The sequence below is a fragment of the Candidatus Saccharibacteria bacterium genome, assembly GCA_016700375.1.
Classification (GTDB): Bacteria; Patescibacteriota; Saccharimonadia; order Saccharimonadales; family UBA4665; genus JAGXIT01.
The window spans coordinates 1,233,514-1,256,494 of record CP065016.1 but is presented as its reverse complement, the minus strand read 5'-3'; the positions used below and the strand labels follow the sequence as shown (position 1 = coordinate 1,256,494).

Genomic DNA, 22,981 nt, shown 5'->3' with positions numbered 1-22,981 from the left:
TATCGTTATTTTGCATATCCCAAAATCTCCTTACTTAAACCGCTATTTCGAGCTATTGCCTGTGTCAGTTTGGTGTACGTAACAGATACGGAATTGTCTTTTAGGCTGATCTTCTCGAATAGTTTGGTTAAAATTATTCGTTTGTCGTCACTGCTTGTATTTTCGTCTGCGAATAGCCGTTTAGCGTCCTGTGACAGCTCTATCTCGGATATCCCATTCATGTACTTAGTTTCGTATTCTTGGCTTACGCCTCCTTTCTGCTTTTGCAGATCATTAATTTCACTAATGAATGAATCATGCTTACTCTGATAGCGCTCGCCAGAAATAAGTCCGGCCAGCTTATCGTCATACAGCATGTCATCCATCCGCTTGATACGCTCAATTCGCTCGTCAAGGGCTTTCTGGGCCTCTTCGACGTTGTTGACTGACAGTTGGAAGTCTTGATGCAGTAACGTCGTCAGCCACGTTATAACCTCAGGAGATGGGCAGATAAGTTCGTCCAGCTTGCCTTGGATAAGCTCTAGGACGGCATCTTCGCGGACAAAGCTCTGTTTCTTGCAAGCCTCTAACTTACGCTGACATGAGCCGTACAATCGGCCTTTCTGGAGCTGCCACGTAATGTTCTTACCACAGTGTTCACAGATCATTACACCCTTGAGTAATGGGTTGTGCTTGCGATACTTCGCAGGTCGTTTGCGTGAGATTTTGGCTTGTACTGCATTAAACAGCTCTTCGGATATCAGGTGTGGCTGCTTACCTGGGTATTCGTTGCCATTAAAGCGAATGGTTCCTATGTAGAATGGATTTGTCAGTATTCTATGTGCATGGCTCTTGGAGAATGGTCTGCCTTTACCGGTCACCAGCCCAAACTCTGTCATTTTATGACGGATCGTTTCTATGGTGTACTGAGGTTCAAGCATGAGCTGAAAAATTCGCTGCATAGACTTGTAGGTTTCGGGGTTGAAGTCGTGAATACGCTTACCATCGCGAACAACGGTCATATAGCCTGGGGGTGGTGGTGCTGGCATCCAGCCTTGCGCTAGTTTTTCGGCCCATCCTTTCATGGCTTCTTCACGTAGGTTATCGATGTAGTTCTTAGCAAGAACGACACGCATACCCCAGTTAAGCCACTCTTGAGATCGAGAGTTTTTATGTAGAACAATTGCATCTTTAACGAAGTGTACTTTTCTCGTCTCGTCTTTAGTGAGCCAGTCATGCGTCTCGACCGCATCATGCAGATTGCGCACATGGCGGTCTACCTTTTCGACAATGAGGTTCTTAACGTGTTTTTTCTCCACAAACTGCATGGCTTCTTTGAATATCTTGCGCTGCTCAGTCTTTGATGCGGACTCAGCAATCTTGAAGACTTTAATCGGATTGATTCGCGTATTCGTACAATACATCCTCAGATTTTTAACCTGAGCCTCAAGCGAATAACCCTCATCTTCCTGCCCCTTAGTTGAGACACGAGCGAGAATAACGCCTATTTCATCAGGATTCATCATTTCCTCTTACTCCAATAGGGGGCGTCCTATCCCTTGCCAGACACTCGTAGAGTGACACGAGCTGTATGCCCACCTCCTGCGCTTCTTTGAGCGAAACTGATTCATGTGATTCTTTCTGCAATATAGATTGCAGCAATACAATCTGCTCCTCACTCGGAGAGTAGAAGCCTGCGGCGACTTCCTGCGAATTGTTTGTACTGTTGCGATCCATATTACCCTCCGTAATACGTTAAAAAAGACGTTCCGAGGCTGGTACGTCTTAACAATTCGGCTAGATAATAGTTTTATTTATCCCAGGGTCGTCCTGGCTTTGGGCGCTCATCGAGTTCTTTTTTAGCTAGCTCTTTGAGCTGCTTGTCTCCAGTGCTTGCCAGCAGTTGAAGTATAAGCTCACTTAACGTAAGCCCATTTTTCTTTGCAACAACCTTTGCTCGTTCGCGCAGGTCGTCTGTGACACGAATTTGCATACTGACTATCTTTCTGGACATATGTCCTTATTTTAACATGTAATGCTATTTAATGGCCACAAGTCTCACATTTATGTGAATGGCTAACGATAGCCTGTAAGTCGCTGTCTGGTGTCTCATAAAGCGTGTCCGCTAGGTCGTAATACCAGCACGCACACACTTCCGCCATTGCTTCTTTTTCGAGTAATTCTCTGTCAATCATACCCCTCCTTTTTACCTGTAACTAGCCGAATTATTAATGTACAACCTCTATATAAATAGTATTACTAATTAAAATAAAAAGCAATACTAATTACCCAATATCTTGATGTATAATTTACCTACTGTGCATAGCAGGTAAATAGGTATTTATTAACAGATACAGAAGCTATACATTTACTCTCCCTTTATATATACTACGTATAGGAGAGAGAAGTAGTGATGGATGGAGATGTAAAAGGTCAAAAACTAACAGGTCAGCAGCAACGTGTCTTAAAGTTATTATTCAAGTTTCGATTTGTATCAGCAGGATTATTAGCAGATGTTATGGGTATTCATAGGGTCAGTGTCTATGAAGTATTAGAGCAATTAGTTAGTAAAAAGTTAGTGGCAAAAGTCTATGAGCCGAAGTTCCGTATTGATAGAAAGCCTGCCTATTATTACCTGAATAAAAGCGGCGTTACGGCCGTCCGCAAGCTCATGGATGTCAAAGAGTCTGTTGTACATGCCCTGTACAAGAATGATGAAATGACTGATGATTTCGTTAGTCATAGCATGAAGCTCATACAATGCTACACGGCTATTATCAAATACCTGCCTAAAGACTCGGCCGTGTTCTCAAAGACCGAGATCAACCGTTTCCGACAATTCCCCAAAAACCGTCCAGACCTCTACATACGCACACCAGACGGTAAAGAGGCTATCGTAGTCATTGCCGATGATAAGCCACCATATATAGTCCGCAAGCGCCTCGATGAAATTATCACGCATAGCGAAGATGAAAGCTGGGAGGGTGATAACTATCCCCATATATGTTTTGTCTTAAAAGATAGCGCCGCAAAGTTCAGCTTTCTCTATACCACAAACAAGAAGCTAGAGGGCATGGGCATGGATGAGGGTGAACTGCCGATACTCGCCTCAGCACTCACGGCGTTCGACAAACCAGCCGCACATATCTGGTCTTCCCCCTTTAACCCGAAAAAACAGACTGCGCTTTTCGATTAGTTTACGGATATGAGGATAGCGTGACGATGACGCGTAAGCTTGCGTCGTGTCATGGTCGCGCCTGTTTGATCTATTACGAGCCTTTGTTGCCAGCGAGTGCGTCGGGTGTGTACGTTTTCTCCAAAGGAGAATACGTGCCGCCCGTCGTGCTTGATGGTGACTAATCATTTAATTATTAACCGATGTCGTACCAGAGGTACGTCCAGGACATGATTCATTCTTGCACACGAGGACTTCACTGCGGGACGCATGTGATAGTCCGAGGGGGTAAGTATGGAGCGGTGTCGTTATCTGCTGCTTGAGCTGGACGGACGATGCAACTAGCCCAAAGGGCTATGTTGCATGGTGCGGCCAGTGTGCCTGTTCCTGATGAGTAGTTTTACATCTTACTCAGGATGAGGGCTACTTACAGCCCTGGATAACTGATGGGTCGCCCCTCGGTTATCTCGTTATATTCGTCGATACACTCGAACTCATACATCCGATCCTGATAGTATTCTCGCAGCTCATCGGCTAGCTTGATGAGTTTCTCATCTTGCCGCCAATCCTCGACAGTACAGCTATTACCAATCGAGCCAAGCATGCCACCACCTAGATAGTTTTGGTAAGCACTCAAAAGCTCATCTTCGTAGCCAAACTCAGTCAAGTTCAGCTCGCAACCGCCGCCACGGTAGCTATATTCTTCTCGTAGGATATTTTCACTAATCTTCATAACATTCTCCTTAAATTAAAAAAGCGAGCCGTTTATCGTCATGCTCAGGACGTACTGCTTAGTTATGGCAGTCTACTTGGACAACCCATAATCTAGTGGTATCTTTCAAGTACCATTCAAGCTGCTTCTGGCTCGTGATGGAATCTCCACCCTCACCGAAAAGCTGGCACGCATTCGCATGGTAGCCGCTCGCTCGACTGAACTGATATCGAGACAGGTAGTGTCCATCCACTTGCTGGAACTCCTCGTTAAATATCTGCTCGTCACTATAGCTGTCTAGCATAATGCGGATAGTCGCTATTGTTTGCTTGAACTCTGCAAGTTGACCTTGCATCGCATCCTGTACCATAGCTTGCGCTTTCTTGGTGCTCAGACGCATCGGTTTCCAGCAATCTTCCCACCGGCTATCGTCAGCTTCGGTGTGATACCAGTCAAACTCTCTCCATTCGATGAGATCCATCATCACGGAATCTGCCTGACTATTCGCTTCTTCAGCGCTATCAGCTTCAACTATTAATCGTACTAAGTAATGCATATCTAAACTCCTTTAGGATTAAACTTTGTCGGGCAGTTTCATAAGTCCTACCCAGGACTAAAAAACCGAGGAGCTAGTACTCCTCGGCTAACATGATGGTGAGAACTCGTCTACACCCCGGGTCTAGCGGATCGCACCCACTAGACAAGTCCTGTGTGTAGTAATCTATCTTCCAAAAGACTTTGTTACCGGCTACCGTAAACGAGCCAAAATCATGCTCGCCGTAGGGATCGTTGTCTTCCGTGAATTTGCTAAAGTCCTGCACGGCGACGAAGATTTCACCGATAGTCACTTCATCGAGCGACATGATGCCTCGTGTCGCCATGTAGTTCGCAGCATTACTGCGTGCCGCGTCATTCAACGCAGCAATCTTTGCTGATGTTTCGTTTGCTATTGTTTCGGTGTCCATAAGACCCTCCTTGCTTTATCGAGAGGACTTCCTGCCTCTCTGTCAAAAGGGCTCGGGATGAATCCGCAAGGGTCAAGGTGGAGCGCCCCTTGACGTTTACCAAGGGACGAACGACCTTGGGGCTTGTGGTTCACCCGTATAATGAAAAGACAGAGGGAGGAAGCCTCTTACATGAACACACTGATGCTTGTAACGCTTATGCCATTTTGATGCAACAAGGTATACTACGGGTATGAATACTAGGAAACAAACAATTCATTTTCAAAAATCAAAACTACTTATCGCGCTGATTGTCTTAATCGCAATTGTTACACTCGGTATTACATTATGGGTATGGCATCAAAAGTCGGAGGCTGCATCTACCGCTCAAGAAAAGACCCATCCCGTAAAATTTGTGTACGATAACGCAAAAACTCCAGGCTGGTGGACATCTGGCAACAATTATCCAGATCCTAGTACTGCTGACAGTAATACGCCAAAAGATACTAAGTGGCCTATCGCTGATATTTCTCTGCATCAGTGTAAGGTCACGACAAAATGTAGTAATCCCGAGCAAGATACAGCAGGCGCGCACTGCTTCGTCTCAACATTCTATATGGACGGTACGATCGAACCCGATAAGGCTATCGCCGACATGATTAGCCAAAACAAAGGATGGGGCACGACCGTTACAGAGGTTGGGAGTAAAACCTTAACAATGAACACGCCAGACGGAGATACATCATACGTTCTTCACCAATTTGATTACAACACGAATGGCGGCGAGACGTTCAAGCGAGGTAATGCGCAGGGTTACATCCCACTAGATAGTGGCTACATAGATATTCGAGCGGTCTGCGATGAAGCTAGTCAGCTAGATGAGGCTACTCCAGCCTTGAGTGCGATTAGTCTCATAAAGGCTTCGTAAAAAAGCAGTTTTTCGTCATACTCAGGACGTGTCGTGGCTACTCCATGTTAGCTTCGACAATTCGGTGCCAGTCCACTCTATCGAGTGCCGTGCCGATGATGTCTGACCAAAAGGTCGGATAGTCGTACATATCTTCAAGCTGGTCTTGGAACTGCGTCTCAAGCTCTTCGGCCTTCTCCCACAGCTTGCAATCCTTGCGGCAGATTTCTTGCAATTGCTCGTAACTACCCATGTCGTTGTTCAGCCACAGGTTCGTGAGCCACGTCTCGCGATTAGTCCACCCGTTGTACTCGGTGGTTACAGTTGATGATTCTAGAGCTACGCTAGTCATGTCTTCCTCCTTTACTTTACGTAACGGCTTGCCAGTACGGGGTCGCATGGCAAAGGCGTCACAGGTGGAGATTCCCCTTGAATACATCAATTAAAAGAAAAATCGTATTCAGGGGTGAATACGACCTTGATGCGTTTGCTCGACCCGTATAATGAACGAGTACGTGAAGTGAAGAGATTAATTAATAATACTTTTTATTGTATAATCGAGCCATGAGTACCGAAGTAAAAGAAAAGACTGAGAACAAAAAACCAACCAGGCTTCGTCGATTCCTCTATGGACTATCGTGGGCAGCAATATGGCCAATCGTAATAGCTGTTCCTGCATTCATTGTGATGCTATCTATCCTTGGGGTCGTGCTAACGAACAATATTCAGAATAAAGAGTTTGCTGATACCGTAGGCACGCAAGGTATATTCCTCCTTGAGCTATACTTCTTTGGTTTCGTGACCATTCTAGTTGCCGTGCTACTACTCGTTAAGTGGCTACTAAAGACGCGTAAGCGTCTATTCTTCCGATCAGGCGCAAAAGTTCTTGGCGTATATATTTGGGTTGGTATCTTTGCTACAGGACTAACAATGGCTTTCATTACGCGCAATCCTGAGGCAATTAAGCCGCCGGTGTCACGCGATGACAACATAGTCGCCATACTGCATGCCGTCGGTGGTAAAGACGAGCTTACTGATAATGTAACTATGAAGTATGTAGACGGGTATGATAATGCCACGACCAATGGTGAATACTCACCAGTCATAAATAGCGACGGCACCTTCTCATACGGTACGATCACTGTCAAAAAGGGCGTCGATCCAACCTATGAAAAAACTGTTGTAGCGCACGAGTATTTGCACCACATCTGGCAAGCGCAGCTTGACCAGCAAACGCTACATGACCTGACGAGCCAGCTTATGACGCTTTACGGGAATGACGAGTGGATCAAAGACCGCACTAACTGGTATTCGGACACGAACATGCTATTGCCGACAGAACTGTTTAGTTTCTACTGCACAGAAGTTTCCGATAAGTACCTGTCTCAATATGTCCTAAATACCTGCAATAAGTATATCGACCGTTCATCACTAACTTTCACAAGGGCGTAACTATGAGTACATGGGTAATCGCATCAAATCCAGCAACCTACAATGCCGAGGCATCGCTTCAAACTAATGGCCAAATGGACTGGGTAACGAACAATAAGTTTGAGGTTGGTGATTTCGTGTATGTATACGAAGTTATCCCTCCCCGTGGGCGAGGTGGAATAGTTTATAAGTTGGAAGTGGTGGCTGACGATATTACGATGGCCACTAAAATTGATGACCGTCGATTCTGGGCTGGGGGTGTCTACCCTAAAGACCTCGCAAGCTTTCCACGAATTTTTCGCTTGAAGCTTTTAGGTGAAGCTGAGGATGGGGTTATCCCTCTCAAAGAGTTGAAGAAGCGTGGATTTACAGCACCGCAGGGGCTGGCGAATTCACTTGATGCTCACCCCGCCTTGATTGAATATATCGAGGATTTCATCGTATGAGTTCGAAAAAGAAGAGACGACCACTGACTCAACAGGAGACTGACGAGATTATTACCGTCATTCTACCTACAATCAACCAGAACGGGTAAGGAAGCAACGCGAAAAAATATTTACTGATAAATAGCTGATGCATGTAGTAAAACTGACCACTAACAGCTATAATCGGAAATGTCTAGGTTAAACAACACGAAAGGTCTTTTGATCTTGGTCAAGCTTTGAAAGCGGCAACCATTCGAAAGACACTGGAGCTTGACTCTTGTTGTTTGGCCTAGACAACCTAGAATGGTTGTCGTTTTTTTAATTTTAGAGAAAGTGAGGAACATACGACATGTCAGAAGCGAGCAAAACAGAACAGACGGGTGGTCAAGGACACTCAACGGCGGCATTAGTACTTGGCATTTTGGCAATCGTTGCTTCTATCGTATGGTATATTGGCATTCCTTTAGGTGTTATTGCTATTATCCTTGGCGTGAACTCTCTCAAGAAACAAGGTCACAAAAAGGCAGTAGCGGGTATTGTTACGGGCGTCATTGGCATCGTTATTAGCTTACTGATCGTTTGGATGGTACAAGCTGCACTTCCCGCATTACAGAAGAGCCAGCGCGATACTGCCCGTAAAAATGACGTTACCGTTTTGACTACTGATGTACTGAACTTCCAAACGACTAATCGCGGACAGCTTCCAGCTCCAAGCGATCTTTCAACCTCTAGTCTTGGTCAGGTTACAGCTCTCACTAGTGAGGGTGACCCAACAACAGATAGCGCCGTCTATTCAGTCGGTAAAAACTGCGATGGTGCATCATCTGAGCGTGCTTACTCAATCACTATTCTCCTTGAGAACGGTTCAACATACTGCCAGGGTTCGTAGGTGTTAATATGGAACGATTCTTTACCGGTCTCATTACAGCGCTAAGCGCTCCTATTCTCATACTGAACGTACTCGGTGGAATTGTTGGCGGTATATGGCTAATGGTCGCTGGTGAGTGGTCACTATTTATCGGTGGCTTACTCTATATGATGTTTGGCGCGATGATTATTGGTCTATTCCTTATGCCTAGCTTGCTCTTTGCCGCACCAGCGGCGGCTTTTGCCGAAAAGCGTAAATATGTATTGTTTTTCATCTTTGGCTTGCTGGGTATTGCGTATACGTATGGGCTTATCGCTGTCTCGACATATTACATCGCAGATATTGCGTTAAGCTCGCCATCCGCACCGCTTTGGGCAAGTCTCCTATGGCTCTATGCTGTTGTGCTTGCGCCATGGCAATACATGGCATCTAAAGAACAGGACAATACCTCGACAGGTATGACAACATTTTTCCTTGCACTCGGTGTTGTCGCACTTATGATCTGTATTGGTATATTCGGCATGACTCTCGGGCAAGCATTCCCTGTGCTTGTTACTATCCTCATCATCTCATTGGTTATTCAACTACTGTTTACATATGCTCTTACTCGTGCCGAAAAACACGCAACCCGACACGATGAAGTTATAGATATCGAGCAGCCAGATGACACTAAACGAACATGGGGAGACCTAGAGTAATGACGCAACAAAAACAAAGCCTAAAACTACCAATATTTTTGATTATCGGGCCAGCACTCGGACTCATATTATCAATTATTTTGTATGCAATTATCAACTTTATTCTTGCAGGCTCCGCGCCCGTGTCTGATACTTCATCACCAAGTCTTTCGGATGGTGCAAGCATAGCGCAAGGTGTAGACGGACAGGAACTGAACGGCAGTGACAATACGTCAATGTTTCGGACTATCTCGAATGTCGTACTGTTCCTACTCGGTGCCGGAAGCATGCTAGCTTTTGTGCCATGCCTCGTCTTCGGTATTATCATTCTCAATAAGCGTCGCAATCCTCAAGGGAGTACTGCGACTGCTACAAAAGATAAAGATTCGCGAGACTGGGGAGATTTAGAATAGTGCAACTTCCACACTCAAAAACTCGCCAGACTTATATAGAACAAATTAAAGTCGTCGAGGCAAACCTCAAAGATGCAACATCTCGCGAAAAAGATAAAGCACTACTGGCTCTAGTTCAAAAACGACTCGATTCCTTAGCTGAAAAGTACCAATATAGTGACGAAATCGGTACGGCGAGATATAAACTTTATGAGTTACAGGCGTTAGTTCATTACTTCAATGGACATGACGATGATGCGCTAGATTTTATCAATCAAGCGATAGATATGCGTGGCGAAACTTATGCGAAAGCAGAAAAGCTGAAAAATCAATTGTCGCCTGGAGATTCCTACCTTACAAAAACCACTAATCCCGACAAAATAACAAAAGAGCAACGACGCGATCAGAAGATCGGACTTGAAGGCTGGCTGGCATACTTTATTGTCGGGCTAGGTATCGCGATCATTTATAATATCTTTCAAATCTTTACGTACCCATCCGCATTCAACGAGATTGAATCTGTAAGGTCACAAGCTCCCGGGTTCGTTGCGGCCATGATGCCTGCTCTATGGTTTGAAGTCTTCCAGTTCGCAGCACTAGCCGCTGTAGCAATCTGGTTAATTGTGCTCCTTGCGCAGCATAAACGACTCGCCAAACATGTTGCTATCGCATTCTTGGTGGCAAATATAGTTCTTGGTGTCGTAGATTACGCATGGGCAAGCTCAATCTTTAGCGAGTACAACATAAATGTCGATAGCGAGATGAGTAAGCAAGGTGGGTCTATTGGTCGAGCCATTATCTTTTCTTGTATCTGGATCCCATACTTCCTTGTTTCTAAGCGGGTAAAGGCTACGCTAACGAAATGACACAGCATAAAGAAAACTATTCATGGGTATATATCGGACTCGCGATACTAATAGGTGTTGTTATACTATATGCAATCTTTGCATCCCCTGGCTCTGGCTATGTGAATGTTAAATACCGTGATGATAAAGTAAATATTTCAGCTAGCAATTTTGAGCCACTCGACAAGTCAGACTCAACTGTAAAAGGTGCTTGGTATGATAGTGTGAACGAGTATTTGGTCATCAAGCTTGGCAGTACCTATTATCATTATTGTGGCATGCCTAGCAGTACGTGGAGTGGTCTTAAATCATCTGCATCCTTGGATGCATACTATCAACAGGACATTAAAAGTAATTTCGATTGTAGAGAGAATCCTGTTCCGAGATATTAAATATGAAAAATACCGTATCTATCAATAAATATGTACTCGTCGCCTTTATTATTGCTGCACTGGCTGGTGGTGCTTATGGGGGTTTTTATTTCACCTCTCAGCACTACAAAGACAAGGAAGCGAGTGAGCTGAGCAAAGAAGCCGAAACAGATGAGAAGAACTTGATTTGTGAGGCACGAGTTCAACGCGGTAAAACAGGAGATATTAAGAGTGATTACTTTATCTTTGAGCGCAGCGCAAAGCAGGAAGACTGCGAGAAGTTCATAGAGTATAAAAACATCCCTGACGATACCGAAAGCTACTGGCTAGGTTTTTAATCACTTCGATTTTTCTGCAAGAAAAGTCGAAGTCCCATCCTAGTAAAACTAGGATGGCCGTATACTAGAAAATCATTAAGCGATACTTGCTATACTAAACAATATGAATAACTCCTCCATACTGCCACCGATAGACCTATTGAAAGAACAGAGCTCTTTGCGTAGCGCTATTGAATCAGAAGAGCTTATAAATGCAGCTTCACCCCTGGTATTTCCTGTTGGCACAAATGCCGATGGCGTACTAACGGTAGCCGATTTTCGCGCCACTGGACATTTTATCTCAAGCGGCCATGTAGGATCGGGCCACGCTAGCTATGATGAGGGGGCGTTCGTGCTGAGCTTGCTGTATAGATACACCCCTGATGACCTAAAGCTGGTATTGATTGATCCAAAGATGGTGCAATTAACTCCGTATGAGGGCATTCCTCATCTTCTTGCTCCGATTGTTCAAGACCCCGAATCAGCAGAGCGAGCGGTTAGTCAGGTACTTGAAGAGATGGATCGACGATTTGAACTTTTTGCGAATGCAGGAGTGAATAATATTGACCAATACAATCAAGCTCAAGGCAAGCTACCTTATATCGTAATAGTCGCCACGGAAATTGCCGATCTCATGATGGTCAATGGCTCGTTTTATGAAAAAGCATTTATCACATTAAGTCAAAAAGCAAAAGCAGTTGGCATACACATGTATCTGGCAACTCAGCGACCAAGCAAGGATGTCGTCACAGATATACTGTTAGCTAATATCTTTGGCCGCATTGTTTTTGCAGTTGCATCTGAAATTGATAGCGTACGATTACTTAATAGTACAGGCGCTGAAAAGTTATCTTCCCAAGGTGCACTTCTATATAGCGATCTAACTACAAAAGATGTTGTCCAACTTCAAGCGCCTTATGTGTCAGATGAGGAAGTAATGAAGATTGTCGAGTATCTAAAGGAAGAAGCTTGAACGTCTACCTAGATATTGATGGCGTTCTACTTGCCAATGAAGAGAACCTTGCAATCGGTGCAACCGAGTTCATCAAGTATGCCGTCGAACACTTTGATGTCTACTGGCTTACGACTCATTGCATGGATGGCACGACAGAACATGCCATTGAGTATCTCCAACGTGCGAGTCATGAGAACATCCGTCCATGGCTTGAAAAGTTCAAGCCGGTAACATGGAGCTTGAAAAAGACGGAAGCAATCGACTTCACTAAGCCGTTTCTTTGGTTTGATGATGACTGCTTCACTGGCGAGAAAATAGATCTGCATGAGCACAACGCAGTAAACTCGTGGATTGAGATAGACCTTCGTAATGTGCCTGACCAAATGATTAAGGAACTCGTTACACTTCAAACTTTTACTGAAAAAATAAACGTTTGATACAATAGGCTCAGAAGATTCGTGTTTCACCGCTTGCGAGGGAACAGGAGTCTTCTTTTTTGGCGACTTTTACTACCACTTCGATTTTTCTTTAGAAAAGTCGAAGTCTCACGCGACCTACTAGCTATGATAAATCACCTATAGCTTTCTTGGTCGCGTGATTTTGCGCTTGCTGTGAGTCGTCGGCCCAAACTACGTTACGGATAGTTTGCGAGAGCCTATAGGCATTTGCATGAGAACATACCCCAAGGTAAGACAAGTAATTGTCGGCATTAACTTTTGAATGTACTCTCTTTTGTGTTTTTGTGCGGACCACGGTGGCGTGTGGCAGTAAGACGTAGCCAAGAAAATCTATGCCCTGTCTCCATGATCGAATCGACACTTTTGATGGATGCAAATCAAGTTGAAGTTCGGTTTTTAGAAAATTACGAATGGGTGTAATGAGGCTTTCGAGGTATGCTCTGTCCGATGAGACGATCACAAAGTCATCACAGTAGCGAATATATTGCTTAACTCCAAGGCTTTGTTTCATAAACCAATCCAATTCATGGAGATATATGTTCGCAAACAACTGGCTGCTAATATTGCCGAGCGGAATGCCTTTACCGGTTTCAGCACCATGGCTCAGAATAATCGTTCGTATCAGCTCCAAAGTTGCATCATCTTGAATATGGTGAGCAATAAGGCCCAGTAATATCTCGTGGTCAATCGAAGCAAAGTATTTTCGTACATCGCACTTGAGCGCATATACTCCTTTTGTGTCATTTTTGCTTGTACCGGCAAGAAAAGTTTTCAGGCGCGACACGCCAGCATGAGCACCTTTATTGACGCGACAAGAGTAGCTATCGTATATAAATCGCCTCTCGAAGAGTGGTTCAATGGCCGTAACGACTGCCTGATGTACAATTCTATCGGCTACCGTTGCTTTATGTATCTGGCGTTGTTTTGGGTCATGTATGGTGAATCGTTGGTAGGATTTATGCTTGTAGAGACCAGATGAAAGCGGTGCATGTATGTCAGCGAGATTTTTTTGAAGATACTTTTGGTATAAGGCGACATCTTTCCTCGATTTTTTACCTCGCGAGAACTTCCGCCATGCGGCTGACAATGCTTTAATAGATACAATGTCTGTAATTATTACTTTGAGAGGGTTGGTTTGAGCGTGGCTATCGAGAGAGAGAGAGAGAGAGAGAGAGAGAGAGAGAGAGAGAGAGAGAGAGGTTCCGCGCTGCGGAAAGTTCCCATTGTCAACAGCGTCTATCACCTATATGAATCCTTTCATGATTGTTTAATTGCATTTCCAAAATCAGAGCGCTACGGTCTCGGCGCGACGTGTCAGAGCGAAATACTTGAGCTCCTGCGACTGTCACTGCGAGCTGCTGGTAGCACTAAACCATCCGATAAGGCCGCTTATATCAAAGAAGCATCCGTACGGCTCGATAGCCTCCGCCTGCTCCTCAATCTGTGCAAAGACTGTAAATGCGTTTCTAACCAGACCTACCAGCAGCTTGACTCAACCTGCAACGAGATTGGACGCATGCTGGGAGGCTGGCTAAAATCTATCACGAGCAGTCCCTGACCGACGGAGACGACCAGTTGTCATTCCGGTTGTCAGCCCAGTTGTCGTTCAGCTTCAGCTGGCGGTCGTCGTCCCACCGGTTGAGGTACGGAACGTTCGACCAGTCGGTATAGCGCAATCCACCGTCCGGTGCCACTGAGTCCAGACGCATCCAAACTCTGTATTTTATACGAGATACATATCTCTAGCGGATTGCACGGAGTGCTCGATATTTTGCCTGCGCACTTACCTCATCCGTAAATAAGATAATTCTGTCAGTTTCAAAACACGGAATCGGTGACGTACATCCATGAACATACGTTCAGTAACCAATTCATTTCCTATTTTAGCAAAAAATTAAAAGCGCCTCTGCTAAAGCAGAGGAACAGATAAGAGACAAATTCAAAAAGTGAGTGCAGGTATCCGGAGAGGTAAAGTTTTCAAGGACCAAAGTCCAAGAATACAAGACCCCTCCGGATACCAAGGAACCAAGGTTCCAGTATCAGCACTCCCTGACCGACGGAGACGACCAGCTGTCACTCCGGCTGTCAGCCCAGCGGTCGCGCAGCCCCAGCTGGCGGTCGACGTCCCACCGGCCGAGGTACGGAACGTTCGACCAGTTCCCGTCGTATTTGAGCTGGTAGCCCGTGAGGTTCGGAGCCGAAGCACCATTGAACCACGCGAGTGACCACTCAGGGAACTGGATCAGCGCCGAGAAGACCTCGCTGGCAGCGGTGTCGGCCTGACCCCAGAAGGAGTCGGGACGCTCACCCTTGCCACGTTCGGGGTCGAAGGCCAGCCAGACGGGCTCCGTGTACTCGACCTTGTTGGGCGCGAGACGCAGATTCCGCTTGTCTGACTTGACGCCCTCCCAGCGGTACTTGGTGTAGCCCTCAGGGGCGTTGACCAGGTTCCACAGGTTATCGAACGTGTCCGGCACGTGGAGAAGCAGTACCTCGGACTTCGTCCGGGGCGTGAACTCCTTGGGCGGCTCGGGCAGAACGGCGTTCGGCCAGAGCTGACGGGCACATTCGAGCTGACGCTCGGGCGAGACGTACCAGGACGGCACAGTCGCGACGGCCTTGGGCTGGATCGCCACGTACATCGTGGAGGCCAGATTCGGCTCCTTGATGATGCGGGCAATGTCGCTGTCGGTGAAACCTGCCGAGGCCAGCACGCGCTGGAACTCGACCTGCTGACCGATGGTGGTGTCGAAGAAGCTTGCCATGATGGCTCACTTCCTTTCTGTGATCGCCGTAGACTTACTCGATGGTTCGCATATGGATGCGACGAGCTTATCTTTGGTTTGAGAACGGCGTATTACATGCAAGATTTGTATACAAAACGCCGTTCTCAGTAGGGAGTGCTAAACTGTTAAGGTTCGATGACTATTATAGCACGAAATAAGAAAATAAGCAATAGCTTGATCTATGTGACCCTAATTATGCGACCGGCTTCATCTCCGATAATTCATCACTGGCTTTTTTGGTCGCGTGATTTGTCTTTGGTTTACGCTTTGCACTCGGCTTTTTAATAGGTTTTGGTTCTGGCTCGATTGTTGCTACTTCTGCCTCTACTTCAATCCTCTTTGCATAAAGTTCTCTTGAGGATTTAAGGACTTGTTCGGCAGTAGACCCACTACCATTCTCCTCAACAACAATAGTTATGCCGGACATAGGTTCTTGCGCATTTACGGCTGAGATTCGGACGTAGTACGAATACGCTGGCAGATTGGCTATTTCACCCTGGTCAATGAATGGCATGAAAAGTGGTAAGACGAGGCGTTCGTCCGCTGGACTACCAGATCGGAAACATACGACCGTACCCACATTCGCAAGTATGATGTCGACAAGGCGCTGCTCGTCTTGCTGTGAAGTAGACTGTTCTGCCATCGTCAGGAATAGCTTGTACTTGCGAGCCTCTGATAGCATTTGCACAAACCCAGTTGTAGCGAAGTTTTGAAACTCGTCAACATAGAGATAGTATGGCGAGCGATCACTTTGGCCGATACGGGCACGGCGCAAGGCCGCTGTTTGTATCTTTGCGAGTACTGTCGTGCCGAAAAGTGCTGACGTGTCTTCACCGAGCAAGCCCTTTGAGAAGTTGCAGATCAATATCTTTTTGCCAGCAAGGACATCTTCAAAGTTGATAGTTGATTTTGGCTGTTCAAGCATCCGGCGTGCTGAAGCCGAGAATAGGAAGCGACCGATTTTGGCCGTGATGCCAGCCGCCATCTTAACTTTCTGCATATCACCGGCTTTGCCAATCTCATTGCTCCAAAAGTCTTTCAAGTTTTTGTCCTCAAGGCCTTTCACTACCTTGCGCCTGAACTTTGCGTCATTCAGTAATTCAAAGATAGTGAAAAGTGTCGGCTCTTCGAGCGTTAAAGCAGTCTGAATCGCATTTCGCAGCACGTATTCAATGCGATGGCCGCCAGAGTCATCATCGGAGAATATCTTACGTAATACAGATATCGTGGCTTCTGTGATAAGGTCTTTCTCGCGCAGCAAGTCATCCCCCGTAAGATCAGGCGATAGCTCCAATAGATTCATGCCAATTGGGTACATGAGGTCGTCAGGATTCATGTATATCACGTCCTTTACGCGATCCTCAGGGATATAGCGCAAAATCCTCTCTGCTAAGTCACCGTGCGGATCAATGACCGCGAGGCCATTGCCAGCGCGAATATCTTGCAGGATTTCATAAAACAGCATGGTTGTTTTACCGTTGCCCGTACCACCGATAATATACATATGTCGTTCGCGCTCTGCTTCCGTCAAGCCGATTGGAGTAATAGTCTCGTGATGATGGTTTTCACCAATCTTGATTGCCAGTTTCTTGCCGGACTTTAGCGACACCGGCGCAGGCAGTGTGCGACTAAGTGATGTGATGAGATTGTCTGTTTTGCTAACCTGGCTCGACGGGAAGTGGTAGAGGCTCGCTAGCTCAGTTGATGCAAGAATCAGCGAGGCACGACGCGAAAACGTCGGCAACCGGTTTGCAGCAGCTTTTTGTCGGATTGTATCGAGAATAGGCAGAGACATTTTTGCTTTGAGCGATTGATAAGGCGGAACGCTATAGCCATCAAGTGCCGATCTTAGTGCTGAGATGTGTTGTTTTGCCTCTGGGCTTTTGACCAAAACTCTCAAGCTGACTTGAAAAAGTGGACGTGTCACTTTTTGGTGCATTGTTTCCATGAGTTCCAGTTCAAAGGCGCTTAGTGTTCGTGATGGTCTGTCGTGTGTGGTTACTCGCGCTTGCTGCTGCACTGTGCGCGATTTAGAACTGTAGTACTCTTTATGACCAAATGTCGTACCCATATACACTTCACCAGCTAGATCGGTAAGTCCCGATGAAGCTTTGCCAAAAATGTTTGTAAAACGTCCGAGTATGGTTAGCTGTTTACCGCTCACTTGCTGCAAGATATTTTCGTTGCCGAGAATCTTATGTGAAAGTATATCGGCTTCACGTAGCCTGACCGGTGTAGCGACGATTTGTAGAGTAATTTCTTCGTCGTCGTTTAGCTTTGTCATCGCACCTGTGACGTATGACAAAGGGTCGTGTTGTTCGATCACAGAGGTCAATGTAAGGGGTAGAACATAGTGTCCAGTTTCCTTAAAGTCGATGACCTTATCGACGTCACCTATGTCACGAGTAACTTCTTTAACCTTGGAATCCGGAATATACGATGTGATCGTCTTTTGTATGTTTTTCGAGCGTGTTTTCTCAACCTGTAGCAAATAGCGAATACCGTCTTTGCGCGTCGATACAATCTCAAAACTCATCACTGGCGCACGATTGTACAGTTTCTCCTTGAGCTGCCTAGCGGCACGAGCACCGTGGATTACAGAAAAGAGTTGTTCAGTAGCCTCTGGTGTTTTTGCAATACTGGCCGGTGGCGTAATCTCAAGCCAAACCATATCGCGGCGTAGGAGATGACGACGGTTGAAAAGTGCGCGTACAAAGATAACCACGAAGAACGTAACGACGATAGCCGCTAGAACGACAACGATGGGCTGCCAATGTTCAACGATGGATTCAAGATAGGCTTTGGTGTCCATGGCTCTCCTTTCTTGCCGTGTATAAAGCTATAATACTGCGCCGAATCTTTCGAGAACGTCCGCTGCGAAACTACATTCAGATGCGGTGCGTTCATCTCTGATATCGTCCAGTCTCCAGTTTTGTCATCGACTTTAATGACATAGGCAACGTGACCCCAATCGCCCTCATCAGTCTGGAAAACGGCATTTACGGCTGGCGTGTGGTTAACTTCATAGCCATCGGCACGAGCGCGATCATCCCATGTATTCGCATTACCCCAGGTTGTAGGTATCGGAGTACCAGCCCAAAGCCGCATCGCGAATGACCAATAGGTACAGTTGCCCCATTCGTAGGTATCTCCAGGAACAGGGCCACCCATATAGAAACCTTGAGTCTCGGCAGCTTTTGCATCTGGTGTGCCAGATAAAAAGCTCAGGACATCTGTACCCATCGACATGACGGCCATGAATGGCAATGACAATATGACGACAAGGGTTGCAAGCACGAGTGATATAGTGCGCTTCGGATTATATCCAGCGACACCAAATAGCACTACGGCTGGATTCACGAGTACAGCTCCGCAGGGTTAGTGGTGATGAGAGGATGTTCTTTGTCAGATGCCACCACCTTGACGGCTACGTGGTTCTGATCGGCAATGATAAGTGCATCACCTCGTTCGCAAGTAAGCAGAAAGCTTTGTTCGTACTCACTCAGGTTAAACTCTGAGACAACATTTTTAATCGTGGTTGTATCCTGACGCATCAGAATACGCAGTGCAGACTGTGATGCAATGGCACGGCCATAATCACTGCGCAGGAAGTCATTTGCTTGCTGCGAAATGATAGACACACCAAGATAGTACTTACGTGCGCGACGAACTAGACCGGCAACAAACCGAGCTGACTCTTCGTGTTCCAGGAGCATCCAACCCTCGTCTATTATCAACAGACGCTTTTCTGGAGCGGCCATGACCTGATTCTTCACGAAGTTGCTGATGATGAGCATCATGATCTGACGCAAACTTTCAGGCAAATCCTTGATGTCGAAAATCACGAGTCGATTATCAAGCTTGATGTTTGTCTGTGCGTTAAATACATCCGCTAGTGAGCCTGATATATACCTCTCGAGTCGTTCGCAGAGTTTTAGCTGTCCGAGAGACTGCAACTCCGCGTACAAGTCTTCAAGAAGGGGCTGCTGCTTCTTGGCTTTCTTGTAGATTTTGAGGATTGCTTTATCAACTGAGGCTTTCTCGCGGGAGGATAATCCCTCGGCCATCAGACTAATTACTTCAGTAAGGTCTTGGGCATGTTCAGACAGGTCGCTAATCTTATGAAACGTCGTCGCCAAATCAAACGGATTGATCTTTTGCTTGCTCTTGGCAGATAGCTTGATGTACGTGCCTTTGACGGATTCAGTAAGTCGTTTGTATTCACGCTCCGGGTCGATGACGATGACTTTAGTACCTTGCATGAGCTGGCGTAAAATCTCCACTTTTGTCGTGTAGCTCTTGCCTGAACCGGACTGAGCGAACACAATACTATTCGCATTATGCAGACTAAACCGATCGAGGATAACGAGTGAGTTGTTTGATTTATTGACTCCGTACAAAATACCAGATTCCTGTACAAGCTCCGAAGACATGAATGGGAATGTCAAGGCGGCCGAACTACTGTCCAGGTTTCGTTTCTGACCAAGTTGATCTTCGCCACGAGGCAAGATAGATTGCAACGCTTCGAGCTGCTGATAGCGTGCGACTTTTGAATAGAACAACCGTGCTGACATTGTAGCTTCGAGTAGCTGTGTCGTCTTATCTAGCTCCTCTAGACTCTCGGCCCGAATACTGACATAGATTGCCATTTGGAATAGCTTTTCTTGGCCACGTTGGATTTTGTCACGTAGCTCCATCGCAGATTCTAGCGGATCAGTAATCTCCGAGCCGACGATCTTCCCAGCACGCATCATGGCACGTTTAGTAGATTCAAGCTCAGTGATCTTACGATGCAATTTCGGCAATGCCGATAATGCGCTCACTTCATGTAAATGGTAGCTGATATCCGAGTTGTGGTTGAAATTGATGAGGCTGTCCATCCAGCCAGAGTTCGCGACAAAAGGATATCCCGATATGTAGAGAGTGCGAATATATACGCCGTCGATACAAAGATAATCAACGTTTTCTTCAAGTCCTGCGTATGACAGCGTGTCGATTGCATCCTGTTCGCCAAAAGCAATAGTTAGCTCTTTCTGGCGGTCAATCCGTGCTTGCTGACGCTTCTTAATTGGCGTCATAATAGGGTCAACAACTTTATGACTGAGCTTATTTAGTTTTTCGAGTTTTACGGGCATGGGTTTCTTCTCCTTTCTCAACAAGTGCGGTATGTATCAACTGCAATGCCTGTTCGGTTAGCGGCTGTATCTTTGCCTGAGTTGGACTATAGAAGCTATAGAACAAATCAAGCACCTCAAGACTATCCAGTTGATTAGTGTGCATACCGAGTCGCGTCATACCTTTGGCCACAATGTCGAGCTTAATGTTTAGTTGTTCTTCGATAAGCTCAAAATCCGCTTTACCATTCGGCCTGTACGGAACAATGACATAGAAGTGTCGGGTGAGAATCTTGTTGTTTGTGATGAGCGATCTAATGAACTCGTCGTAATTAATCAACTGAGAGCGGTAGATTTCCTCAGTCTCGTCGTCTAGTCGTTCTGTCAGGTCTTCAAGGTACTTATCCATATCAATTTCACGAGTACGTATTAGTATCTGGAGGGATGATCCGACGGAGTTTAGAAAACTCTCATATATGTCGATGATTGCGTCTTGCTCCTCTTCGCTGCGCAATTCAAAATTAAGCGATGAGACTTGCAGAATTGCACGGTACTCGTTATTTGGCAGCATAAGTACACCATCGCGTACACCTTTGATCGCGATCTGATTACGTGAACTGGTTTTACTCTTCGATTTCTGTAAGGCGAACATTTAGGCCTCCTTTCTTTGTGGTTTCAAAACGAACTCTTGCGGCAGGATTTTCAATGGTTGCGAGGATTCTTGCGGTATCGGGGGTATTCAGACGAGGTAATGCAATTCGTTCTTTGCTTTTGGCAGTCGTTTTATCTTCCTCTTTTACCTCAGAGACGACTGGATAATCTTGTCGTAGGGTCAACACATTTTTGTTAAAGAGATAATACTTCGGCCGGACATTATAGCGAGATATTGTTACGAGCCACGAGGCGAGGATTCTTCCTTTTATGCGTATCGCAAGGATGCAGCAGACGAGCGCCAATATGCCCATGATGAGATATTTATACAGAGCGCTCCCCATAAACGGAGGGAGGAGGGCGAACAGTGCCGCACTTACAAATACAGGGATAATCATCAAGAGCATCTGAGAGAAGCCAAGATTACCAATAATTCGATCTTCTACGGTTGTAACCTGAGCTGGTACGACTGTTACTTTCATCCTATTTTGTCCTTGCTATTGTTTTTAGGGTGGTTGATTCTGGTGACTTTGACTGCCGGAGCTTCATAGGTCGTGCCAGTGGATTTTGGTGTCCCTTTTGGATTTGGTGTTGCGGTATGGGTAATTTCTGCGTTACCTTTCTTGTTCGAGTAGCTGACACTTTGGGTTTTACCAGTGCGAACAGCTCGCGACTCTACGCTTGACATTGCACGAGCCTTTTTAGCACTGTCAGTCTTTGAGCGAACGGTGCTGGCGGCGGCTTTGCCTTTGCCGGTCATGTAGCTTACGCCATTGATAAACTGACCGCCTAGCTTTCGCATGTTTCGCGCTCCCATGCTGACGTAGCTGAATTGCATCATGACACTCTGAGTTTTCAGTAGGGCCATGACGGTAGCCAGCCCAACGACCATGGCCATGAGCGTGTCTGGTACATCATTACCGCTACTTGCCGCCATACCGGTGAACAGTGATGCGGATAGCTGAAGAATGACGACATGTACGAATAGTACAAAGATGGTTGAGAGGTACGTTTTGAATGCTGTCTCTGCAAAATCCCGGAAGCCAGGTACAAGCCAGAGTAGTGTCACCAGTGGAGACAAGACTGCACCGATGAATAGTGTCACTAAACGTCCGACATAGTACACGAGCAGGATGACCGAGAAGACAATAAACGCCATCATCATGATTAGCGCTGCCAATCCTTGACCCCCTGCCTCTTTTACGACAGATGTTAGAGTGTCCCAGACTGATGATGCGCCAGACACTTTGCCTACCGCAGTTATGAGCGCGTTCGATAACTCAATGATTCCATCAATAAAGAATATGGACGTATTCATGAGCAAGAAAACTAACGCAACACGGGGGAGAAGATGCTTGAACTCGATCTCATCGAATCCGAATGTCGAAGCACTCATGACATGGAAGCCCAAGAGCGCGATAATCACGACGAACAGCACGTCGGATATACCAACCATTGCCAGCCAGAAGTTGAAAACACTTTGATTCTCTGCCATTAGAGGCGTTGACTTCGTGAAGAAGTTGAGCGCATCCAGGAATGGCGTTGCGACTGCCTGTATGATGTTGTTGAGGAAGCCCGTAACTGCCTTAATCAGAATATCTATCAGTCCATTACCTACGTCGTTTGGAGGGATTGACTGTAGGTTTGGCAAGGTCGCGTTATTAACATCGTGCGGCGATCCGTAAGCATTCGACAGTATTGAAACAAGGGTTGCGGCGGCCAGAACAATCAGCAATCCTAAGAGTGCATTTTTCAGAACATGCTTAGCGTGATCCATTTGCTCTGGCTTGCCGCTGCTTGTCATGTAAAGGTAGCCAGCGTTTACAATAAAGAACACGCAAGCTATCGAAGCAAGTGCAGCAAGTGTTTGTATCGTCGGTGCAACGTAATTTTGCATGGCCGTTACAGCACCGGACGTATCAGCAAACAGCGTTAAACTCGTCGCCAGGACGTCACCCATACCCCAAAACATAT

General features: G+C 46.1%; 29 protein-coding genes. 13 read left to right on the top strand and 16 right to left on the bottom strand.

The genetic code is table 11. The features are described 5' to 3' along the window. Positions 1-5: 5 nt before the first annotated feature. The 4 genes from IPP75_06490 to IPP75_06475 all read right to left on the bottom strand — a co-directional run bounded on the left by IPP75_06490 (position 6) and on the right by IPP75_06475 (position 2,174). Positions 6-1,505: a recombinase family protein gene (locus IPP75_06490; GenBank protein ID QQS69523.1), complete on the bottom strand. Its 1,500-nt coding sequence runs from the start codon at positions 1,503-1,505 to the stop codon at positions 6-8. Continuing rightward, complete coding sequence (locus tag IPP75_06485; protein QQS69522.1) at positions 1,492-1,716, bottom strand: hypothetical protein; 225 nt, start codon at positions 1,714-1,716, stop codon at positions 1,492-1,494. Before IPP75_06485 ends, IPP75_06490 begins: the two co-directional genes overlap by 14 nt. Before the next feature lie 73 nt (positions 1,717-1,789). Next, complete coding sequence (locus tag IPP75_06480; protein ID QQS69521.1) at positions 1,790-1,993, bottom strand: hypothetical protein; 204 nt, start codon at positions 1,991-1,993, stop codon at positions 1,790-1,792. A 28-nt stretch (positions 1,994-2,021) separates the two neighbouring features. Next, positions 2,022-2,174: a hypothetical protein gene (locus IPP75_06475; GenBank protein QQS69520.1), complete on the bottom strand. Its 153-nt coding sequence runs from the start codon at positions 2,172-2,174 to the stop codon at positions 2,022-2,024. Between the two features lie 218 nt (positions 2,175-2,392). On the opposite strand from IPP75_06475, the gene IPP75_06470 reads away from it, so the two are divergent. Continuing rightward, entirely contained in the window at positions 2,393-3,175 is a 783-nt protein-coding gene (locus IPP75_06470) for a replication-relaxation family protein (GenBank protein ID QQS69519.1), read from the top strand. Between the two features lie 406 nt (positions 3,176-3,581). Here IPP75_06470 and IPP75_06465 read toward each other — a convergent pair whose 3' ends face one another. The 3 genes from IPP75_06465 to IPP75_06455 form a co-directional block, all read right to left on the bottom strand. Continuing rightward, a complete protein-coding gene (locus IPP75_06465; GenBank protein QQS69518.1) occupies positions 3,582-3,887 on the bottom strand; it encodes a hypothetical protein in 306 nt (101 codons plus the stop codon). A gap of 58 nt (positions 3,888-3,945) precedes the next feature. Beyond that, positions 3,946-4,422 carry a hypothetical protein gene (locus IPP75_06460; protein QQS69517.1) on the bottom strand — a complete coding sequence of 159 codons (477 nt, stop codon included), beginning with the start codon at positions 4,420-4,422 and terminating at the stop codon, positions 3,946-3,948. Positions 4,423-4,495: 73 nt separating this feature from the next. Beyond that, a complete protein-coding gene (locus IPP75_06455; GenBank protein QQS69516.1) occupies positions 4,496-4,831 on the bottom strand; it encodes a DUF3768 domain-containing protein in 336 nt (111 codons plus the stop codon). A gap of 232 nt (positions 4,832-5,063) precedes the next feature. On the opposite strand from IPP75_06455, the gene IPP75_06450 reads away from it, so the two are divergent. Beyond that, on the top strand, positions 5,064-5,738 hold the full coding sequence (locus IPP75_06450; GenBank protein ID QQS69515.1) for a hypothetical protein: 675 nt from the start codon (positions 5,064-5,066) through the stop codon (positions 5,736-5,738). Between the two features lie 37 nt (positions 5,739-5,775). Here the strand turns inward: IPP75_06450 and IPP75_06445 are convergent, their stop codons facing one another. Next, a complete protein-coding gene (locus tag IPP75_06445; protein ID QQS69514.1) occupies positions 5,776-6,069 on the bottom strand; it encodes a hypothetical protein in 294 nt (97 codons plus the stop codon). 212 nt (positions 6,070-6,281) lie between these two features. On the opposite strand from IPP75_06445, the gene IPP75_06440 reads away from it, so the two are divergent. The 10 genes from IPP75_06440 (at position 6,282) to IPP75_06395 (ending at position 12,435) form a co-directional block, all read left to right on the top strand. After that, positions 6,282-7,169 carry a hypothetical protein gene (locus tag IPP75_06440; GenBank protein QQS69513.1) on the top strand — a complete coding sequence of 296 codons (888 nt, stop codon included), beginning with the start codon at positions 6,282-6,284 and terminating at the stop codon, positions 7,167-7,169. 2 nt (positions 7,170-7,171) lie between these two features. Continuing rightward, complete coding sequence (locus tag IPP75_06435; protein ID QQS69512.1) at positions 7,172-7,594, top strand: hypothetical protein; 423 nt, start codon at positions 7,172-7,174, stop codon at positions 7,592-7,594. Between the two features lie 328 nt (positions 7,595-7,922). Continuing rightward, the gene (locus IPP75_06430) at positions 7,923-8,462 is read left to right on the top strand and encodes a DUF4190 domain-containing protein (GenBank protein ID QQS69511.1); all 540 of its coding nucleotides are present in this window, start codon (positions 7,923-7,925) and stop codon (positions 8,460-8,462) included. Positions 8,463-8,470: 8 nt separating this feature from the next. Beyond that, positions 8,471-9,139 carry a hypothetical protein gene (locus IPP75_06425; GenBank protein QQS69510.1) on the top strand — a complete coding sequence of 223 codons (669 nt, stop codon included), beginning with the start codon at positions 8,471-8,473 and terminating at the stop codon, positions 9,137-9,139. Beyond that, positions 9,139-9,531, top strand: a complete 393-nt coding sequence (locus tag IPP75_06420) for a hypothetical protein (protein ID QQS69509.1) — start codon at positions 9,139-9,141, stop codon at positions 9,529-9,531. Before IPP75_06425 ends, IPP75_06420 begins: the two co-directional genes overlap by 1 nt. Next, positions 9,531-10,376 carry a DUF2569 domain-containing protein gene (locus IPP75_06415; protein ID QQS69508.1) on the top strand — a complete coding sequence of 282 codons (846 nt, stop codon included), beginning with the start codon at positions 9,531-9,533 and terminating at the stop codon, positions 10,374-10,376. The genes IPP75_06420 and IPP75_06415 overlap by 1 nt, the downstream gene beginning before the upstream one ends. Then, positions 10,373-10,747, top strand: a complete 375-nt coding sequence (locus IPP75_06410; GenBank protein QQS69507.1) for a KTSC domain-containing protein — start codon at positions 10,373-10,375, stop codon at positions 10,745-10,747. Before IPP75_06415 ends, IPP75_06410 begins: the two co-directional genes overlap by 4 nt. Positions 10,748-10,749: 2 nt before the next feature. Continuing rightward, complete coding sequence (locus tag IPP75_06405; GenBank protein ID QQS69506.1) at positions 10,750-11,064, top strand: hypothetical protein; 315 nt, start codon at positions 10,750-10,752, stop codon at positions 11,062-11,064. A 103-nt stretch (positions 11,065-11,167) separates the two neighbouring features. Next, on the top strand, positions 11,168-12,016 hold the full coding sequence (locus IPP75_06400) for a hypothetical protein (GenBank protein QQS69505.1): 849 nt from the start codon (positions 11,168-11,170) through the stop codon (positions 12,014-12,016). Beyond that, entirely contained in the window at positions 12,013-12,435 is a 423-nt protein-coding gene (locus IPP75_06395; GenBank protein QQS69504.1) for a hypothetical protein, read from the top strand. Before IPP75_06400 ends, IPP75_06395 begins: the two co-directional genes overlap by 4 nt. Before the next feature lie 124 nt (positions 12,436-12,559). Here the strand turns inward: IPP75_06395 and IPP75_06390 are convergent, their stop codons facing one another. Further along, a complete protein-coding gene (locus IPP75_06390) occupies positions 12,560-13,543 on the bottom strand; it encodes a group II intron reverse transcriptase domain-containing protein (GenBank protein QQS69503.1) in 984 nt (327 codons plus the stop codon). 54 nt (positions 13,544-13,597) lie between these two features. Between IPP75_06390 and IPP75_06385 the strand changes: the two genes are divergently transcribed. Continuing rightward, complete coding sequence (locus IPP75_06385) at positions 13,598-14,014, top strand: four helix bundle protein (GenBank protein ID QQS69502.1); 417 nt, start codon at positions 13,598-13,600, stop codon at positions 14,012-14,014. 481 nt (positions 14,015-14,495) lie between these two features. Here the strand turns inward: IPP75_06385 and IPP75_06380 are convergent, their stop codons facing one another. The 7 genes from IPP75_06380 to IPP75_06350 all read right to left on the bottom strand — a co-directional run bounded on the left by IPP75_06380 (position 14,496) and on the right by IPP75_06350 (position 22,967). Then, complete coding sequence (locus tag IPP75_06380) at positions 14,496-15,221, bottom strand: hypothetical protein (protein ID QQS69501.1); 726 nt, start codon at positions 15,219-15,221, stop codon at positions 14,496-14,498. A gap of 214 nt (positions 15,222-15,435) precedes the next feature. Further along, a complete protein-coding gene (locus IPP75_06375; protein QQS69500.1) occupies positions 15,436-18,054 on the bottom strand; it encodes an ATP-binding protein in 2,619 nt (872 codons plus the stop codon). After that, positions 17,991-18,602, bottom strand: a complete 612-nt coding sequence (locus IPP75_06370; protein QQS69499.1) for a CHAP domain-containing protein — start codon at positions 18,600-18,602, stop codon at positions 17,991-17,993. The genes IPP75_06375 and IPP75_06370 overlap by 64 nt, the downstream gene beginning before the upstream one ends. Further along, positions 18,599-20,377 (bottom strand): ATP-binding protein, encoded by a 1,779-nt coding sequence (locus tag IPP75_06365; protein ID QQS69498.1) that lies wholly within the window; start codon positions 20,375-20,377, stop codon positions 18,599-18,601. The genes IPP75_06370 and IPP75_06365 overlap by 4 nt, the downstream gene beginning before the upstream one ends. Continuing rightward, entirely contained in the window at positions 20,349-21,008 is a 660-nt protein-coding gene (locus IPP75_06360) for a TraC family protein (protein QQS69497.1), read from the bottom strand. Before IPP75_06360 ends, IPP75_06365 begins: the two co-directional genes overlap by 29 nt. Then, positions 20,980-21,489, bottom strand: coding sequence for a PrgI family protein (locus IPP75_06355; protein ID QQS69496.1), 510 nt, complete (start codon positions 21,487-21,489; stop codon positions 20,980-20,982). The genes IPP75_06360 and IPP75_06355 overlap by 29 nt, the downstream gene beginning before the upstream one ends. Next, entirely contained in the window at positions 21,486-22,967 is a 1,482-nt protein-coding gene (locus IPP75_06350) for a hypothetical protein (protein QQS69495.1), read from the bottom strand. Before IPP75_06350 ends, IPP75_06355 begins: the two co-directional genes overlap by 4 nt. Positions 22,968-22,981 lie beyond the last annotated feature (14 nt).

Coding starts and splice junctions, on each gene's coding strand:
- IPP75_06490 (QQS69523.1), bottom strand. CDS start 1,505: ATGATGAATCCTGATGAAATAGGCGTTATTCTCGCTCGTGTCTCAACT.
- IPP75_06485 (QQS69522.1), bottom strand. CDS start 1,716: ATGGATCGCAACAGTACAAACAATTCGCAGGAAGTCGCCGCAGGCTTC.
- IPP75_06480 (QQS69521.1), bottom strand. CDS start 1,993: ATGTCCAGAAAGATAGTCAGTATGCAAATTCGTGTCACAGACGACCTG.
- IPP75_06475 (QQS69520.1), bottom strand. CDS start 2,174: ATGATTGACAGAGAATTACTCGAAAAAGAAGCAATGGCGGAAGTGTGT.
- IPP75_06470 (QQS69519.1), top strand. CDS start 2,393: ATGGATGGAGATGTAAAAGGTCAAAAACTAACAGGTCAGCAGCAACGT.
- IPP75_06465 (QQS69518.1), bottom strand. CDS start 3,887: ATGAAGATTAGTGAAAATATCCTACGAGAAGAATATAGCTACCGTGGC.
- IPP75_06460 (QQS69517.1), bottom strand. CDS start 4,422: ATGCATTACTTAGTACGATTAATAGTTGAAGCTGATAGCGCTGAAGAA.
- IPP75_06455 (QQS69516.1), bottom strand. CDS start 4,831: ATGGACACCGAAACAATAGCAAACGAAACATCAGCAAAGATTGCTGCG.
- IPP75_06450 (QQS69515.1), top strand. CDS start 5,064: ATGAATACTAGGAAACAAACAATTCATTTTCAAAAATCAAAACTACTT.
- IPP75_06445 (QQS69514.1), bottom strand. CDS start 6,069: ATGACTAGCGTAGCTCTAGAATCATCAACTGTAACCACCGAGTACAAC.
- IPP75_06440 (QQS69513.1), top strand. CDS start 6,282: ATGAGTACCGAAGTAAAAGAAAAGACTGAGAACAAAAAACCAACCAGG.
- IPP75_06435 (QQS69512.1), top strand. CDS start 7,172: ATGAGTACATGGGTAATCGCATCAAATCCAGCAACCTACAATGCCGAG.
- IPP75_06430 (QQS69511.1), top strand. CDS start 7,923: ATGTCAGAAGCGAGCAAAACAGAACAGACGGGTGGTCAAGGACACTCA.
- IPP75_06425 (QQS69510.1), top strand. CDS start 8,471: ATGGAACGATTCTTTACCGGTCTCATTACAGCGCTAAGCGCTCCTATT.
- IPP75_06420 (QQS69509.1), top strand. CDS start 9,139: ATGACGCAACAAAAACAAAGCCTAAAACTACCAATATTTTTGATTATC.
- IPP75_06410 (QQS69507.1), top strand. CDS start 10,373: ATGACACAGCATAAAGAAAACTATTCATGGGTATATATCGGACTCGCG.
- IPP75_06405 (QQS69506.1), top strand. CDS start 10,750: ATGAAAAATACCGTATCTATCAATAAATATGTACTCGTCGCCTTTATT.
- IPP75_06400 (QQS69505.1), top strand. CDS start 11,168: ATGAATAACTCCTCCATACTGCCACCGATAGACCTATTGAAAGAACAG.
- IPP75_06380 (QQS69501.1), bottom strand. CDS start 15,221: ATGGCAAGCTTCTTCGACACCACCATCGGTCAGCAGGTCGAGTTCCAG.
- IPP75_06375 (QQS69500.1), bottom strand. CDS start 18,054: ATGGACACCAAAGCCTATCTTGAATCCATCGTTGAACATTGGCAGCCC.
- IPP75_06365 (QQS69498.1), bottom strand. CDS start 20,377: ATGCCCGTAAAACTCGAAAAACTAAATAAGCTCAGTCATAAAGTTGTT.
- IPP75_06360 (QQS69497.1), bottom strand. CDS start 21,008: ATGTTCGCCTTACAGAAATCGAAGAGTAAAACCAGTTCACGTAATCAG.
- IPP75_06355 (QQS69496.1), bottom strand. CDS start 21,489: ATGAAAGTAACAGTCGTACCAGCTCAGGTTACAACCGTAGAAGATCGA.
- IPP75_06350 (QQS69495.1), bottom strand. CDS start 22,967: ATGGGTGACGTCCTGGCGACGAGTTTAACGCTGTTTGCTGATACGTCC.